Source organism: Paenibacillus sp. FSL H3-0302 (assembly GCF_037982245.1).
GTDB lineage: Bacteria > Bacillota > Bacilli > Paenibacillales > Paenibacillaceae > Paenibacillus_AQ > Paenibacillus_AQ odorifer.
This window is the reverse complement of sequence record NZ_CP150284.1, coordinates 103,100-118,768: the sequence shown is the minus strand read 5'-3', so window position 1 is coordinate 118,768 and position 15,669 is coordinate 103,100. Positions and strand designations below refer to the sequence as shown.

The window sequence follows — 15,669 nt, the reverse complement described above, 5'->3', positions numbered from 1 at the left end:
AAAAAGCTTCGACGCTCCTATTTCCGGAGGTCGAAGCTTTTTTTATATCGGATAACCCTTCTGGAGGCTCCTATACTATTCAGTCAGTGCAGCTTTAAGCTCATCTGAGGATGCATTCCACCATGCTTCATTATGAGAGATCAGAAGGGATTTGAGAGCCGACTTCTCAATGGCTCCAAGCCCTGCCACATCGATCTTGCGTTTAAGAGCTGCATCCAGCTTATTGACATGCTCGGCAAGAATTTTCCATCCGCGGCGCGCTTCTGTATCAATCCACATTTCACAGGCTGTGATTCCACCATAAAATTGAGCTTCCAATGTACGGTCTACCGCTACCCATACCACCCAAACCTGTCTTCCATTCGGTACATCTTCACGATTCATGGAAAATTTAATTCCTTTTTCCACCTTGCTCTTGGCATGCATGGCACCGATATCAATAACCGCCACATCACCATCAATAATGACAGGTGAAACGTTGTTGAGATCTATAGAGCCTGCTCCAAAGCCTTTATGTTTACTTTTAGCGTTCACAATATTTAAGGCAATCTGTTTCTTGCCCTCCGGTTGTATGTTGTCCACGAGTGCACACCCTTCCTCTTACGAATAATTTAATTTTAGCTAATAATGCGGCGATTGCAAACATATACATCCCGTAGATGCTTGTCACGGGAGGAATCACACTATGAAGTCACTGTCATTAAAGTACATCATCTTTGCGACCCTGGCCATCCTCGCGCTGCTGGGAGGAGGAATATGGGCCTTTTCAGGGGATAGCTCAACAGCTTCTGTTACTAGCTTTGCTTCAAAAGAGGCCAAGTCCTCCAGCGGCACAGCGCCTGCAGCCGTACCACAGCAGGTATTGCCTGAGAGCGCGCCTGTCCCGGCAGAGGAGGCTTTAAGCCAGCGGGTAGTCGAGTATCACATTGATGTCCAGCTTGTTCCTGACACAGAAACCTTAAAAGCTTCTGAGACAGTAACCTGGACACACCCCGGAGTAAAGCCAGTAAGTGATTTATATTTTCACATGTATCCAAATGCATTTGCCTCATCAGATACCACCTTTATGAAGGAATCCGGGGGGACGCTCAGAGGCGACAGCATGCCTGAGAACGGCTTCGGAAATATGACGCTGACCGATCTGCGCACGACAGAGGGAACTTCGCTAATGCAAAGAGTGCAATATGTTCAACCTGATGACGGCAATATCAACGATAAGACGCTTCTAAAGGTACATCTTCCTCAGCCTGTTAATGGTGGGGAAAGTGTAACACTTAAGCTTCAGTATGAAGTCCAGCTGCCCAAAATCTTTGCTCGCATGGGTGCTTCAGGTAACTTCGTTATGGCTGGGCAATGGTTCCCTAAGCTTAGTGTATACGAGCCTAAGGGCACACGCGGAGTTAAAGAAGAAGGCTGGGACCTGCATCAGTATCACGGGACCTCTGAGTTTTACAGTGATTTTGGCATCTTTAATGTAACGATTGCCGTTCCTTCCAACTATACGGTGGCTGCGACCGGATTTCCTGTAAAAAATGCCAAGCTCAAACAAGATCAAAAAATATATCAGTTCTACGCCGATGATGTCCACGACTTCGCTTGGGCTGCATCCCCTGATTTTACAGTAGCAGAGGAAGCTTTCTCTACGCCGGAAGTGCCTGGAGTACGAATTAAGGTGTATCTCGACCCACTGCACAAAGACTTACAAGAGCGTTACCTTCAAGCTGCCAAGGCTGCCCTGACCTACTTCAGCAAATGGTATGGCCCTTATCCCTACTCTACGCTGTCTATTATCGTCCCACCTAAGGAGGGAAACGGCGCGGGAGGAATGGAATATCCTACCCTTATTACAGCCTTTGGGGCCGCGGATTCTTCTCCAGATACCTCACTTGAAAGAACCGTCATTCATGAGATCGGCCATCAATACTTCTACGGTATGGTAGCCAGCAATGAATTCGAGGAGGCCTGGCTGGATGAAAGCTTTACTTCCTATGCCGAAGACAGACTTATGGAACAAGAATACGGTATCAAGTCTAATTTGCCTTTACAGGCCAGCCTGGTAACTATACCTGAGCCGTTAAATCTGGAAACGTGGAAATATGCAGGGGCGGATTCCTATAGCCGAAATGTTTATATCCGCGGCAAGCTTGTACTTAAAGATATCGAACGCCAGGTAGGTACCAAAGCAATGAACAACATCATGTCCTCCTACGCTCGTAAGTTCCGTTTCCAGCATCCCGCTACGTCAGATTTTCAGAAAGTCGTTGAGAAGGTAACCAAAAAATCATGGCAGGCCTATTTCGATGATTACATTTATGGTGATGGTGCGCCTGACTTCTCAGTAGATACGATTACTTTTAAAAAAAATAACAACGGCGATGCTCAAAGCTACGAATCATTAGTGAAGATTTCAAATAAAGGGAGCCATTACGTTGATGTTCCCGTGAAATTCACATTCGCCGACAGCTCTTCGGTGCAGCGGGTCTGGAACGGTGAAGGAGCAGAGACTACGTTTCAATTGTTAAGCGATAAGCCTCTTCTCTCTGCTGAGATTGACCCTGAGCATTCCATCTTATTGGAGAGCAAACATTTAAACAACTTTAGGCTGGCGGAAATAGAGCCCAAGACGCTCTCTCGCTGGACGTTAAGTGTAACTAAACTACTTGAAACCGTGCTCGGAACTCTTGTCTGGTGAGGTGAATGATTGTGAGAACATCGATAACCCGCGGCTGGCAAAGCATGAAGGAGCAATTTTATATTTTAATTCTGCTCTTCATCTACCGACTGCTCTGGGGCTACTTTATGTATGGTTTCATCCGATCTGCTATTATTCCAATTCTACTGCGCTATCCAGATAAAGACGCCGGCGGCAGCGGTATGGGCAGACTGTTGTATTATATCGAGGGACAGTTCAGCTTGAATACTGACCCTACGATACGCACTTGGTTATGGATGCTTCTAGGACTTGTTGTCTTGCGACTTCTGCTTTCTCCTTTCATAAGGGCAGGATTGCTGCATGAGCTGCACCAGGAGCGAAAGGGCGAGCGCGGGCTGTTCTTTTTCCCCGGCATGAAGATCTATGGACTACCTGTCTTAGTCTTTAGCCTAATCGAATGGGTGCTGACCCTGCTGCCGCTTTACTGGCTTGCTCCAAAAATGTACGGGCTGTTCTTATCCTCTTTGTTTAACTACACTTTGTTACTTCATTTAGTACCATACGTATTGGCATGGCTTATATATATTTTTATCGTGCGCCTGTTTCTTCTATATATGCAGTTTGGTTACACCGGCGGTACAGGAATGTTCTCCTCACTGTTCATCTGCTTGCGGTCACTGATTCCTGCTATAGGTGTTTCCATTGTACTTGGTGCGGGAGGCTTGCTCTTACTGCTAGTGTGCGGACTGACGGGTCTGTTCTGTCCCGGCCTGCCGGCACTTATAATACGGCAAATCTCACCACTACCTTCTACGCTCTTAAAAATGTGGGGAATCTCTGCACAATATCATCTATGGTGTAGCAAAGCATTTCCACAATAAATTAACCTTATTTGACATAATAAAAAGGTCCCAATTCCTGTATTCAGGAGCTGGGACTTTTTCTCATTACGGATAACTTAAGAGTATTTGCAAAATCATAAAAGCTCTGTTACAATAAGTCCTGTGCTATTAGTAACAATTTTGTAATCAATTGAAACGATTCCTACATAACTAAATGTATTTATCGTAAGTGTAACTGTCGAAACGTCATTCTCTTGGTGCTTAACACGCCTAATTCCTTTGCACCGGGAAGTGGGGGAACCATATTTTGGGTGAATTGATCTCGCTTTACAGGGATCATAGGGAATCTTCTACCGAACCCTTAAGCTAACCTCGCAGGCCTTGGAAGGAGTACATCTTTTGAAAAGACATAATTTAAGAAAAAAATGCGTCGCTGCGGCGCTAGGACTTGTAATGGCATTATCTATTGGTGGAGGAAGCGCCTTTGCCGACTCTAAGATGGACACTGTAATCTCAAAGACTATTGGAGTTGCCTATAAAACCGGAGGTACAAGCACTGCCGGATTTGATTGCTCTGGATTTACAAAATATGTATTCAAGAATGTGGGTCTTACTTTACCTCGTACATCAAAAGCTCAATATAGCGTTGGAACTGCTGTATCCAAAAGCAATCTGCGTTCTGGTGATCTAGTGTTCTTTAACACACTTGGCAATGGAGTATCCCATGTCGGCATTTATGTTGGAAACGGAAAATTCGCACAATCGTCCTCTTCGCGTGGAGTGACCATCACTTCACTCAGTCAGGCCTACTGGGCCAATCGTTATGTTGGCGCTAAAAGAGTAATGAGTACTTCAGCTTATCAAGCTGTAGCCTTCGATTGAAACCTTCCTCACAACTATAACCTCATAATTACAACTATATGAACCTGAATCTGATTATTCCCGTAATCAAATTCGGGTTTTTCTTTTTTCCATAATATATTTTTACACTAATAGAGCCCAATTGAAACACGTTTATTTGATAAAAATTGCAATTATATTAAAAATTAGGTCATTATTAACGCTTACATATGCCTTTCTACCGTAAAAATGCCAATTTTTCTGCATTAATATGTTAAAAACGATTGCCAAGCGGCTTTCTGTTTGTTACAATTAGCGCAGTGAGATTTTAGTAACATTTTTGTAATCATTAAGTTGTTATTTACAAAGGTTTTGTCATGTATTGATTACAAGCTAATCCTAATCAACAGTATGAGCCGAGTTTCCTAACTATTAGGAAAACGGGGGAACCAACTTTGGGTGAATTGACCTCCATTATATAGAGGGGTCATAGGGGACCTTCAACCGAACCCTTAAGCTAACCTCGTAGGCATTTGGAAGGGGTATACACTTTTGAAGAAGAAGTTAGCAGCAGCAGTACTAAGCTTTTCCATCATCCTCACCATCGGAGCAGGAAGCGCTTTCGCAGATTCCAAAATGGATAAAGTGATTGACAAGGCCATCGGTACTAAATACGTATCCGGCGGTATATCCACTAACGGATTTGATTGCTCCGGATTTACAATGTATGTGTTTGATAAGATTGGCATTAACCTTCCACACCAATCAGGTTCCCAATATCAAATGGGCACAGCAATCTCCCGTGATGATATAAGAGCCGGAGATCTTGTATTCTTCAATACAAGTGGCAAAGGTGTCTCCCATGTCGGCATTTATGTCGGTGAAGGTAAGTTCGCACACGCTTCTACCTCACGCGGTGTTACGATTAGCTCTCTGAGTGATAGCTACTACGTGAAACGCTACGTTGGTGCTAAGCGCATTATGAGCACAGACGCTTACCAATCGGTTGCTGCTGAATCGGAAGACAATGATGATGTTCAATAAGTAACGTACATAGGCTCTTTTCCAAGGTAACTCTTGGAGGAGAGCTTGTTTTTTTGTCTTATTACTTATTTACCCCTCTCATAATTTGTAAAACATTCCTCTCATATAAAGTTTCTGAGTCGAACCTCCCCCATTTTGTATATAATTAGTAATATAGCAATGTCCTCGTGAAAGGAGATCGTTGACTTTATGATAAATCCCTCGGTAACTTTTCATGTTGTTCCTATGGAGGCAATTCACGGAGAAGCTATTTGTAAGTGGAGCTATACGCCCCCATATAATATTTATGGCTGGATGCCGTGGGAGCAGATGCAGGCTCTTGGCATCGAGTTTGGCGATCCGCAGCTCCGGGAGGAACAATATATCTCCATATTAAATGAACAAGAGGTTTTGTGCGGATTCGCACAGTTGTTCCCGATGGAAGGAGTCGTCCGTTTAGGAGTTGGGATGCGCCCCGATCTATGCGGCCATGGTTTAGGCAAACTATTCGTAGATGCCATCGTCCAGACAGCCTTGAGTCGTTATCCTGATCGAGAGATAGATCTAGAAGTCCTGACCTGGAACCAACGCGCCATTCGAACTTATCAAAAATGTGGATTTACGATTACAGATACGTATGAACGCCGCACACCTACAGGAGACAAACCTTTTTATTGCATGGTCTATGATAAATGATATTAAATACCAGATATTTCATAAGAATGATTGTATTCTCGTTCATTTTTTTGTCACAAACCCTATGATAACGCTTCACCATAAGCTATAATGTAGGGAGCAGCTTACATAGAAGGGACGAATTGGGATGCAGAAATGGATCATGAGCGGTTTGTTTTTTGCCGCCTGTGCCTTTGCGGTAGTACTCATGTTTACACTTCCGGGTAAAGAAGAGGTAGCGGAAGAAAATAAGCCCACGATGCCGGTAGTTCAACTGGACGCAGCAAAGGCAGAAGCAACCGTGAAAGCCAGCTGTATCACCTGTCACGGCGATCAGCTTCAAGGTGGAGTTGGACCAAGTCTTCAGAATGAAGGCGGCCAGCATGACGCTGAGGAAATCTACAGCATCGTCACCAAAGGACGTGGTCAAATGCCTTCCTTTAAGGAGAAGCTAGCCCCTGAAGAGATCGCCAACGTCGCACTCTGGCTCTCAGAGAAAAAGTAACCCATCAAGCAACTAAAAACGCCCGTGTATGAGATAGGTGACTATCTATGCACGGGCGTTTATTTTATGATTTTGGCTAAACTAATGATTTTTTTCAAAGGCTTCATTAAATTCATGCGCCGCTCGAAGATCTAGAGCCGTAATCCCATCTTCTTCATTAGATTCAAGTCGCAGGGTAACTGTTTTATAATCAATCGTAATATGTGGATGATGATCGAAGGCTTCTGAAATCGTGGCTACTTCATCAACGAACGCAATGCCCTTCATATATTGGCTGAACATATATTTTCGCACCATAACATTATTATCCAGCTTCCACCCCTCCAGCTTGGTGATCTCCTCACGCAGTTCCTCTTCCGTAAATAACAATTCGTTTCCTCCCTTACAAAAAATTGCAGTAAAGTGCGCAGTTCCCTTTACATGACTTAGGCGTTAAACAAAACATCCCTTAGCTTCTGAGGTCCAAGGGATGTGCCAGGATAAAGGCGATATTTTCGATTTAATGTATTCACAAATCCCAGCGATTATAACTCGGCTTTATCAATTTTAACACGGGCTACTAACTACGGGCAAATTACGTCCAGACGTCTCCTCTGCCTAAATCAAAACCACTGAAGCCAAATCCTCTTCGCCAACTAAAATATTAATGCGATGCGTGTCCTTATCGTAAATAATTACGCCGCTCCCCACTTCAATCATAGGTTCATTACCCAGCGCGAAGAAAAGATCCTCAGCCAATGCTTCCCATACCTCCAGCTTTGATTCTTGGGGTAGTTCCTGCCACTCGTCCGGATCCATCTCAAAAAATAAATATCCATCGGAAATTCGTCCGACGGCTTCGGTCAAATCTGTTAGAATTTCACCGTAATCTCTACCATGCTTTACACCCACGTATATCACTCCGTTTTCTTCACAGATGAATAATTACTTACCTTATCCATTATAGCCGAAAAAATGACTTCACAAAAAACCGAATGATGTCGATAAATAAGAATATACGTTAATTCGGTTTCGCACAGAGTGCCCTGCCGCTGTTTCAAGGATGATATACGCGGCATTGTCGGAACACATCTTAAATCTCACGGACGAGGTGCAAAATGGAAATTTCAACAATAATTGGTTTAATTTTTGGTTTGGTTGCTGTAATCTGGGGCATGATCCTCAAGCACGCTCCACTTCATGCTTTGGCCACACCCGCTGCTTACGTTATTATCTTGGTGGGTACGGCAGCGTCTATTTTCATGGCCTTTCCTTTCAACGAGGTCAAAAAGATTCCAAGTCTGTTCAAAATGATTTTTATCAAAAAGAAATTAATCAGTAAACCCGAATTAATCACTATGTTCATGGAATGGGCTTCTATCACACGGCGTGAAGGTCTGTTGGCTCTAGAATCAAAGGTCGATGAAATAGAAGATAACTTCCTCAGGAATGGCATGCGGATGATCATTGATGGAAATGATCAGGATTTTGTCCGCGATGTCCTCATGGAGGATATCCACGCCACAGAGGATAGACATAAAGCAGGAGCGCTCATTTTCTCACAGGCAGGTATGTATGCTCCTACCCTTGGGGTGCTCGGGGCGGTTATCGGCCTCATCGCCGCTCTGGCTGATATGAGTGATATGAACAAATTGGCTGCGGCAATCGGGGCTGCCTTCATCGCCACTTTGCTTGGTATCTTTACAGGTTACGTATTATGGCATCCTATTGCTAATAAGCTGAAACGTCTCTCCAAACAAGAAATCGAAGTTCGAATGATGATGGTCGAAGGTCTTTTGTCCATACAGTCCGGTGTATCTACTATTGCCATCAATCAGAAGCTTGCTGTATTCCTAACACCTTCGCAACGCGTTAAGTTAAATGAGAAGGACGGTGGATCAGGTGAGCAAAAAGACTAGACACGAAGAGCATGAAGAACATGCCGATGAATCGTGGCTGTTACCTTATTCCGACCTCATGACTCTTCTGGTGGCTCTGTTCATCGTTATGTATTCTATGAGCGCAACGGATGCCAAGAAATTTGAAGAGATGAGTCAAGCCTTCAGTTCCGCACTTAATGGCGGTACAGGCATTCTTGAAGAGCGGGCAGCAATGCCTAGTAAAACTCAAGAAGATCTGGGGAAAAATGATAAGATGGGTAGCTCTACTTCCAAGAAAGCTGAAGAAGCAGAAATGGCAAAGCTACGACAAAAGGAACAAGAGGATTTAGAGAAGCTTAAGAAACAATTCGATCAATATATTAAGAGCAACGGCCTAACTGATCTGCTCAGTACGAAGCTTAATCAATCTCAGCTAATGATTACGATCAGTGATAACGCATTGTTCGCCTCTGGCCAAGCCATTGTTAAGGATGATTCGCGGCAATTAGCTAAATCCATCTCAACGATGCTGCAGCAATTCCCGGATTATGATGTAGTAGTGCAAGGGCACACCGACGATATTCCGATTTCCAATAGCAACTATTCATCCAACTGGGATCTGAGTGCGGATCGGGCACTTCAGTTCATGAAGATTTTGCTGCAGAACACGAATCTAAATCCGCGCAAATTTAGTGCGATTGGATACGGCGAGTATCATCCTATTTCGGATAATGACACAGCTACCGGCCGAAGCAAGAATCGCCGGGTAGAGGTTTCCATTATTCGCAAATATCAAGAATCCAAAGAGTTTACAGGGATTGTTCCCTCTGCTGAATAAGTGATTTCGTAAGGTAATAAAAAGAGCTGTCCAAAGGTCTTAGACCCCGGACAGCTCTTTTTTTGTTGCGAGTACTACATTCTATATGGACCTGTAACATTGTAATAACATTCCTACAGTAACTCGTAGTTCAGCGTAGCTCCAAGCTCTTTCTTCTCATCAGCAGACAGCTCCCGCCATTCTCCCGTTTGCAATGCCCCCAGGCGAATATTCATAATCCGAATGCGTTGCAGCTTTCGAACCTCATAGCCAAAAGCGCTGCACATACGACGAATCTGGCGATTTTTGCCCTCTGTCAAAATAATACGGAAGACACGCTCCGTAATACGCGTGACCTCACAGGGCAGCGTCTTCTCACCTAATATTTTCACACCGCTCGACATGCCGGTAATAAATGAAGGCGTAATGGGTCTGTCCACGGTAACCACATATTCTTTTTCATGCCGGCCTTCCGCCCGCAAAATTTTATTAACGATATCACCATCATTAGTAAGCAAGATTAATCCTTCCGAATCCTTATCGAGACGACCAATCGGGAATATACGCTCATGATGACCTACAAAATCGACAATATTCCCCTTGATATGCTGTTCTGTGGTTGATGTAATCCCAACCGGCTTGTTTAGAGCAATGTAGACCGTCTGGCTCGAGGTTTCAAGCGCTATACCATCTATTCGCACATCATCGCCCGGAACAGCCTGACTGCCCAGCACAGCAGGCTCTCCGTTGATCGTCACTCTGCCGGCATCCACAAGCTTGTCTGCTTCTCGGCGTGAACAGTACCCTGTCTCACTGATGAATTTATTAATTCTCACGTTGTTCTTCACTCCGTTCATCCTTAATGTTGAGCCAAGGTGTAACCCCTCCAGCTGCAGGCAGCTTAATCATAACGGTTGTCCCCCGGCCAACTTCACTTTGTATTTCCAAATGACCCTTATGAGCCTGAATAATACGCTGGCTAATCATTAACCCAAGACCAGTCCCCGATTCCTTATTCGTGAAGAACGGTTCACCCAGCTTAGGCAGCACGTCCTCTGGAATCCCTTCACCCTGATCTTTGATTACAATAAAGACGCAATCCACAGAGTTCCACAGTTCCATTGAAATGACGCCACCCTCAGGCATAGCCTCAATTGCATTTTTAACAATATTAATAAATACCTGCTTCAGCTGGTTCTCTTCACAATGTACAGTAGCAGGTTGTTCAGAGAATTTCGTACTAAATTGAATATCATGTAGATGAGCCTGACTATCCAATAGAGAAACTACATCACCTAATATGTAGCGAAGATCTTTCTCCTGAAAATGAACGGCTTGCGGCTTAGCCAGGATTAAAAATTCACTGACGATAAGATTAATCCGCTCCAGCTCGGATAACATCAGCTCTACATGAAGCGGAACCAAGAGCTCCTTCTCCTGTTGAAGCTGTAGAAATCCTTTTAACGTGGTAAGAGGGTTACGAATCTCATGAGCTACTCCTGCGGCCAATTGGCCGACTGTAGTTAGTTTCTCAGAGCGTCTAAGCAGCTCCTCCATTCGATTGCGTTCCGTCATATCACGAGAAACGTGAATAAAGGAATGGGGATAACCCTCTTCATCTCGAATTATCGAGGTACTAACGCTAACTTCAACTAATGATCCGTCCCGTTTAAGTCTCACTGTCTCGATCGGCGGCAGAACTGCACCATTTCTTAACGCGTCAAGCCGCTCTTCCTCTTGCTTAAGCGCTGTCGCGGGTACAAGATATGGCATATTGCCTATCACTTCTGTTGCACTCCATCCGTACAGCTCCTCAAAGGCTCTGTTAGTGCTAGTGATTCGTCCCTCCATATCCAACGTATGAATCGCATCCGACGTACCGTTAATTACGGATTCCAAATGCTCCTTAACCGCCCGGTTCTCTTCCAGCGTCTGTTTAAGACGATTGGTGCGTTGCATAAGATGAGAAGTCATAGCGTTAATCCGTAAGGCTAACTGACCTAACTCATCACGAGAGGTTACGCTTAATGGAGGTTCGAACTTACCTCGCGCTACATCATTGACTTTGGCAAGTATAGCCTGAATTGGACGGGTAACAAAACCCGAAAGTATGTAACTACATAGCAAAAATAATGCCAGCAACAACAGAGACGTAGTCAAATAATTAGTTAATTGTTCATGAACTACGGATGAAATCACAGAGTAATCCAAAACTACACCGATTACATAAGGTTCCATTTTAGCAGTCTGGATAGGAATGAAGCTTTTGAGTACTCTTTTTCCATGTACTCTCGTCTCCAGTGTAACTGGCTTCTGCTTCTGCTGAGCTAATAGAATGGCCGCTTTATCTTGCTCCACATTACCATAAGTATAGGTACCGAACTTAATTGGGCGGTTGCCAAGTTTCTTTTTAAATGCATCGCTTCCATCGCCCGCCATACTCGCTAAACCAAATGTTGTTGGATTAAATCCTGTAAGCTCTAAAATCCCAGGATTAACTTCTTTGGTTCGCTCTACAATTTGATCGGGATTGGTGATTTTGACATATTCACTAGCCGCAGTATTGAGAATAACAGGATTAATGATGTAGTTGCTTGCTTCATCATGATAATAACCCCACTTCTCAATGAAATCGGGATTGTAGGTTGAATATTCAAATGGGCCTGACCAAAAATGATCCAATGACTGACCTTGCCCCACAGTGACTTCCTGATTATCAAATAACTCCAAAAGGGCAAGGTACCAGTACCCCCAACCTTGAGTGGACATTCCAATATCAATAGGATTTGATGCCTTTGTCACCACGATATCATTATCAGTCTTTACCAGAATTGAAATATTAGACACGCCCAACTTGGAAGTTAGGGCCTTAAGTTGAGCATTGGTTATATTCTTATAATCCGGACCCAATTCCTTAGAGGCAAAGATGGCAGCCATTCTTAAGTTATGCGCAATTTGATATTCTACATAGTTAGAGCTATAGTTACTTTGTTCTACAGAAACAGCCATTTGCATAGCGGTGATCTGCATATTATTTGCGTTTTCATTTCTTAGATTATTCTGAGCGGCATAAAGGTTAAATGTCAGGTTTAATGCTAAAATTAGCAGTACCGCTCCAAAAATAATAGCAGATAGTTTTGTCTTTATGGACAAACTGTTATTCACCTCTTATCCACTGGTAAATCCTTGCGGAGCCTATAATAAACATCATACCTTTTGCCCCCTCATTTGAAAAGGACATTTAAAACAAGCCTATTAATTCACGAAATATTGAAATTCAAAAGGTGTTTCTCTACAATATATAAGAAACCATCCACATCTTATGCACATATAAACAAATTATTAAAGTCCGGTGTGTACAAAAATGTGTATAAGTAGGCTGTTATCCACAGAGTTATGCACATTTTGTTAAGAACGAATATTTGTTCGTTGTACAATGGTTACAGAAGAAGGGAAGATGATCTTGAATATTAAAGCCAATGAATCGCCAGAAGATATACAAGCGGTTCATGAATATTGGATGAGGCAGGCGATCGCAGAAGCACGTAAAGCTGAGGCATTAGGTGAGGTTCCTATTGGCGCTGTCATTGTTCGACATGGTGAAATTATAGGACGTGGATACAATTTACGAGAAACGACAATGGATTCGACAGCCCATGCAGAGATGGTAGCCATTCGCGAGGCCAGCAATGTCATGAATTCTTGGCGTCTGCTGGATTGCCAGCTGTACGTCACCCTAGAACCTTGTCCGATGTGTGCAGGAGCAATAGTGCAGTCCAGAGTGCCTCTCACGGTATATGGAACGCCTGACCCTAAAGCTGGATGTGCCGGGACCCTCATGAACTTGCTTGAAGAGCCGCGATTTAATCATAGAACTGAGGTAATACAGGATGTTTTACAAGAAGAATGTGCAGATCTACTCACCTCCTTCTTTCGCCGTTTACGTAAAAAGCCAATTAAACAAAAGGAGGACTCCTAAATGACCCTTACTCTATATCATACCTCTCAAGGGATCTATATTTCTCCACTTGAGCTTAAGGATGCACAAAGCCTGCTGGAGCTTCGTTTAAATAACCGGGTAACCCACGAACCGTTTGAGCCAAAACGTGATGAGCACTTCTTTACCCTGGAGAGTCAGCAACAGATCATCAATCAGCGTATTGAGGACGCCCTACAGGACAGAGCTTATATGTTCGGCATTTATCTGCTGGATGGACAGCTAATCGGTCAGATCACATTGTCCAACGTCTCACGAGGTGTAGCACAATATGCTGATTTAGGATATTTAATGGATCATCGGATGCAAGGACAAGGTTATATGACAGCAGCGGTCGGATTAGTCCTTGGCTATGCTTTCCGAGCCTTAGGTCTACATAGAGTTCAGGCAGCTATTTTATTGCATAATGAAGCTTCCCGAAGAGTCCTGGAGAAGAGTGGGTTTAAACCTGAAGGGGTTGCCCGTCAGTATCTTAAAATAAATGGACAGTGGCAGGATCACCAAACCTACGCAATCTTAACTGAAGATGTGCTGACAGAGGAACAGAAATAGGATTCTGCATTGTCGCAGGAATCAGCGCTACTTTTTTCCTAAAAAAAGACCCGCATGGGCGTATAATATACGCCTCATGCGGGTCTTTATCTTGCGAACTGGGATTAATAAGTTCCCAAACCACCGAATTCTTCTCCAAGTTGATCCATTGTAATTACATCATCACCTTGAGGGATACCAATCTTGAATACCGGCTTTTCGTTGATCTTGCTGTATTGGCCCGTTCCATTTACTGAGAAGGCCACTTTTGTGCCATCTTCCGGATCATTTACTTTAACATCCATCAATAAATCCTGATACACAGCGTATCCGTCCTTATTGATCGCAGTATTATAGTGGAACTGGTTGATGGTAAGGTACTTATCAAGATCAGCTAAGCCCTTATCCAATTCAGTTCTAGCTTCACCTGATGTCAGTTCTTCTTTAGCCTTAGCTAGATCTGCATCTTTAATCTGCAGCATATCCTTGTATTCTTCCTTGCTTACGATATCAATGATTTTTGGCAGGGCATTATTCACCAAGATAGTGATTGCTTCTTTAACATTATCGTTAGTCACTTGGAACTGAACGACTTGTTTAGCTTCCACACCTTCTGGTAAATTAGCATCTTTGGGATCAATCTCGTTAAAATATTTTTCTTCGTCATATTCAGCTAGGACAGTGTCCACCACTTCATTAGACAGCTTCTGCATTTTTTGAGTATCCATCGTACTTGGGTTAAATTCTGCACCCTCCTGCTCTGCCAACGCCTTCAGATCAACCTCTACAAACTTATTGAGGATTGTCTCAGGAATCGGTACGAAAGGAATAGATGGAATCTTAACATACAACTTCTCGGCAGTCATTACCATAGGAACATTAAAGCTCATGCTCATATCGCCTTTCAGATTCAGAACCATAGTTAGTTCTGTCTGCATTGGCTCTGCTTGATATACCCCATCAATGGTAATATCAGCATTCTTAAGCATACTAAGTACCTGTGTAGTCATTGCAGCAGATTCAGCGTCAGAAGTCTCGATCGTAAGATCGTTGATCGTGAATTTACTCTTCATCTCATAAGATGACATTGTAGTCGCTTTAGTAGCGGCTGATTTTAAGGCCTCTTTTGGCGCCTCCTGTTTACTTGCACATCCCGGCAGAATTACTGCTGCTGTAAGCAGCAATGCAGCGGCCGACAAACCCCACTTTTTGTTCATTATTGTTCTCCTCTCCCATTGTAAAAGAAATCTCTCCCCCTCCTATGATAAACCATTTGTAAAAATCAAGAAACACTTCTTTAAAATTCTTAACGTTTTTATTTGTTAACCTTGTGGATTATGGTGGTCAACATGGTTCGCTTGTTTCACCTTTTTAGAACCTGAAAGTGGTTCTGGGCCTGAAGGAGTATGGTCTTTTCTCCGCTCACCACTTGTTGGCTCTGCCCCAGGAACAGGGATACTTTTTGGTTTCGACATTTTCATTCCTCCTAAGGATTGGTCAAGTTCTGAAGAGCCTGAGCACATTCATGAATTTGCCGTGAGTATTGCTGTGCCAGCTGCTGTACGGCATCACTACGCTCATCAATATGGAGACCGCTCTGTTCCACATCCAGCAGATCCACTGCCACTTCTCTGCTATCTACATACTTGCAGCGAAAATCCAGCGAATAGCCTTGATGACCTGCCGCATTAAAATGAATCAGCAAGCTATTCGGATCCCCATTATCCGCCAGCACACTGAAACTATCCCCATCATCCATCAACGCCGGCAAGCGCTCCTGCCAGGCTGAGACAAGCTTATGCTGATCAACTTCTAATGATCTATCCATGATTATGATCATCCTCCTTCTCTAATACATTGCGGAGAAATGAAGCTTTTTATTCTCAATAGAACTGGGTCTACCAAACAAAACAAAAAACCGTCCCCC

Annotated in this window: 18 protein-coding genes and 2 riboswitches; of the genes, 10 read left to right on the top strand and 8 right to left on the bottom strand. The window is 43.6% G+C overall.

What is annotated here, in order from left to right; genetic code table 11:
• Nucleotides 1-75: 75 nt before the first annotated feature.
• A complete protein-coding gene (locus tag MHH50_RS00560) occupies nt 76-582 on the bottom strand; it encodes a YwhD family protein (RefSeq protein ID WP_036679953.1) in 507 nt (168 codons plus the stop codon).
• A gap of 103 nt (nt 583-685) precedes the next feature.
• Here MHH50_RS00560 and MHH50_RS00555 point away from each other — a divergent pair, with 103 nt between their 5' ends.
• From MHH50_RS00555 to MHH50_RS00530, 6 genes are all read left to right on the top strand, one after another.
• Nucleotides 686-2,692, top strand: coding sequence for a M1 family metallopeptidase (locus MHH50_RS00555; protein WP_340033838.1), 2,007 nt, complete (start codon nt 686-688; stop codon nt 2,690-2,692).
• Between the two features lie 11 nt (nt 2,693-2,703).
• Nucleotides 2,704-3,534 (top strand): hypothetical protein, encoded by an 831-nt coding sequence (locus tag MHH50_RS00550; protein ID WP_340033837.1) that lies wholly within the window; start codon nt 2,704-2,706, stop codon nt 3,532-3,534.
• 218 nt (nt 3,535-3,752) lie between these two features.
• Nucleotides 3,753-3,891, top strand: a riboswitch (cyclic di-AMP (ydaO/yuaA leader).
• A 57-nt stretch (nt 3,892-3,948) separates the two neighbouring features.
• A complete protein-coding gene (locus tag MHH50_RS00545) occupies nt 3,949-4,377 on the top strand; it encodes a C40 family peptidase (RefSeq protein ID WP_076130394.1) in 429 nt (142 codons plus the stop codon).
• Between the two features lie 362 nt (nt 4,378-4,739).
• Nucleotides 4,740-4,882: riboswitch (cyclic di-AMP (ydaO/yuaA leader) on the top strand.
• A gap of 44 nt (nt 4,883-4,926) precedes the next feature.
• On the top strand, nt 4,927-5,379 hold the full coding sequence (locus MHH50_RS00540; RefSeq protein ID WP_232061490.1) for a C40 family peptidase: 453 nt from the start codon (nt 4,927-4,929) through the stop codon (nt 5,377-5,379).
• 189 nt (nt 5,380-5,568) lie between these two features.
• Nucleotides 5,569-6,054 (top strand): GNAT family N-acetyltransferase, encoded by a 486-nt coding sequence (locus MHH50_RS00535; protein ID WP_076280416.1) that lies wholly within the window; start codon nt 5,569-5,571, stop codon nt 6,052-6,054.
• Between the two features lie 127 nt (nt 6,055-6,181).
• Nucleotides 6,182-6,538, top strand: a complete 357-nt coding sequence (locus MHH50_RS00530; RefSeq protein ID WP_036679962.1) for a cytochrome c — start codon at nt 6,182-6,184, stop codon at nt 6,536-6,538.
• Between the two features lie 81 nt (nt 6,539-6,619).
• On the opposite strand, the gene MHH50_RS00525 is transcribed toward MHH50_RS00530, so the two are convergent.
• Together MHH50_RS00525 and MHH50_RS00520 are read right to left on the bottom strand one after the other, a co-directional pair.
• Entirely contained in the window at nt 6,620-6,907 is a 288-nt protein-coding gene (locus tag MHH50_RS00525) for a 4a-hydroxytetrahydrobiopterin dehydratase (RefSeq protein ID WP_076130383.1), read from the bottom strand.
• A 228-nt stretch (nt 6,908-7,135) separates the two neighbouring features.
• Nucleotides 7,136-7,429 carry a hypothetical protein gene (locus MHH50_RS00520; RefSeq protein WP_036679966.1) on the bottom strand — a complete coding sequence of 98 codons (294 nt, stop codon included), beginning with the start codon at nt 7,427-7,429 and terminating at the stop codon, nt 7,136-7,138.
• A 206-nt stretch (nt 7,430-7,635) separates the two neighbouring features.
• On the opposite strand from MHH50_RS00520, the gene motA reads away from it, so the two are divergent.
• Both motA and motB read left to right on the top strand, forming a co-directional pair.
• Entirely contained in the window at nt 7,636-8,436 is an 801-nt protein-coding gene (gene motA / locus MHH50_RS00515; protein ID WP_036679967.1) for a flagellar motor stator protein MotA, read from the top strand.
• Nucleotides 8,420-9,235, top strand: a complete 816-nt coding sequence (gene motB, locus MHH50_RS00510; protein WP_076130384.1) for a flagellar motor protein MotB — start codon at nt 8,420-8,422, stop codon at nt 9,233-9,235. The genes motA and motB overlap by 17 nt, the downstream gene beginning before the upstream one ends.
• A 113-nt stretch (nt 9,236-9,348) precedes the next feature.
• Here motB and rluF read toward each other — a convergent pair whose 3' ends face one another.
• Together rluF and MHH50_RS00500 are read right to left on the bottom strand one after the other, a co-directional pair.
• Nucleotides 9,349-10,050: a 23S rRNA pseudouridine(2604) synthase RluF gene (rluF, locus tag MHH50_RS00505; protein ID WP_036679985.1), complete on the bottom strand. Its 702-nt coding sequence runs from the start codon at nt 10,048-10,050 to the stop codon at nt 9,349-9,351.
• Entirely contained in the window at nt 10,040-12,367 is a 2,328-nt protein-coding gene (locus tag MHH50_RS00500) for an ATP-binding protein (protein ID WP_312150937.1), read from the bottom strand. The genes rluF and MHH50_RS00500 overlap by 11 nt, the downstream gene beginning before the upstream one ends.
• A 304-nt stretch (nt 12,368-12,671) precedes the next feature.
• On the opposite strand from MHH50_RS00500, the gene tadA reads away from it, so the two are divergent.
• A complete protein-coding gene (gene tadA / locus MHH50_RS00495) occupies nt 12,672-13,193 on the top strand; it encodes a tRNA adenosine(34) deaminase TadA (RefSeq protein WP_076130386.1) in 522 nt (173 codons plus the stop codon).
• A complete protein-coding gene (locus MHH50_RS00490; RefSeq protein ID WP_076187218.1) occupies nt 13,194-13,763 on the top strand; it encodes a GNAT family protein in 570 nt (189 codons plus the stop codon).
• Between the two features lie 104 nt (nt 13,764-13,867).
• On the opposite strand, the gene MHH50_RS00485 is transcribed toward MHH50_RS00490, so the two are convergent.
• From MHH50_RS00485 to MHH50_RS00475, 3 genes are all read right to left on the bottom strand, one after another.
• Entirely contained in the window at nt 13,868-14,959 is a 1,092-nt protein-coding gene (locus MHH50_RS00485) for a hypothetical protein (protein ID WP_076130388.1), read from the bottom strand.
• Nucleotides 14,960-15,064: 105 nt separating this feature from the next.
• On the bottom strand, nt 15,065-15,217 hold the full coding sequence (locus tag MHH50_RS00480; protein ID WP_076138623.1) for a small acid-soluble spore protein P: 153 nt from the start codon (nt 15,215-15,217) through the stop codon (nt 15,065-15,067).
• An 11-nt stretch (nt 15,218-15,228) separates the two neighbouring features.
• Nucleotides 15,229-15,570 carry a hypothetical protein gene (locus tag MHH50_RS00475; protein ID WP_036679977.1) on the bottom strand — a complete coding sequence of 114 codons (342 nt, stop codon included), beginning with the start codon at nt 15,568-15,570 and terminating at the stop codon, nt 15,229-15,231.
• Nucleotides 15,571-15,669 lie beyond the last annotated feature (99 nt).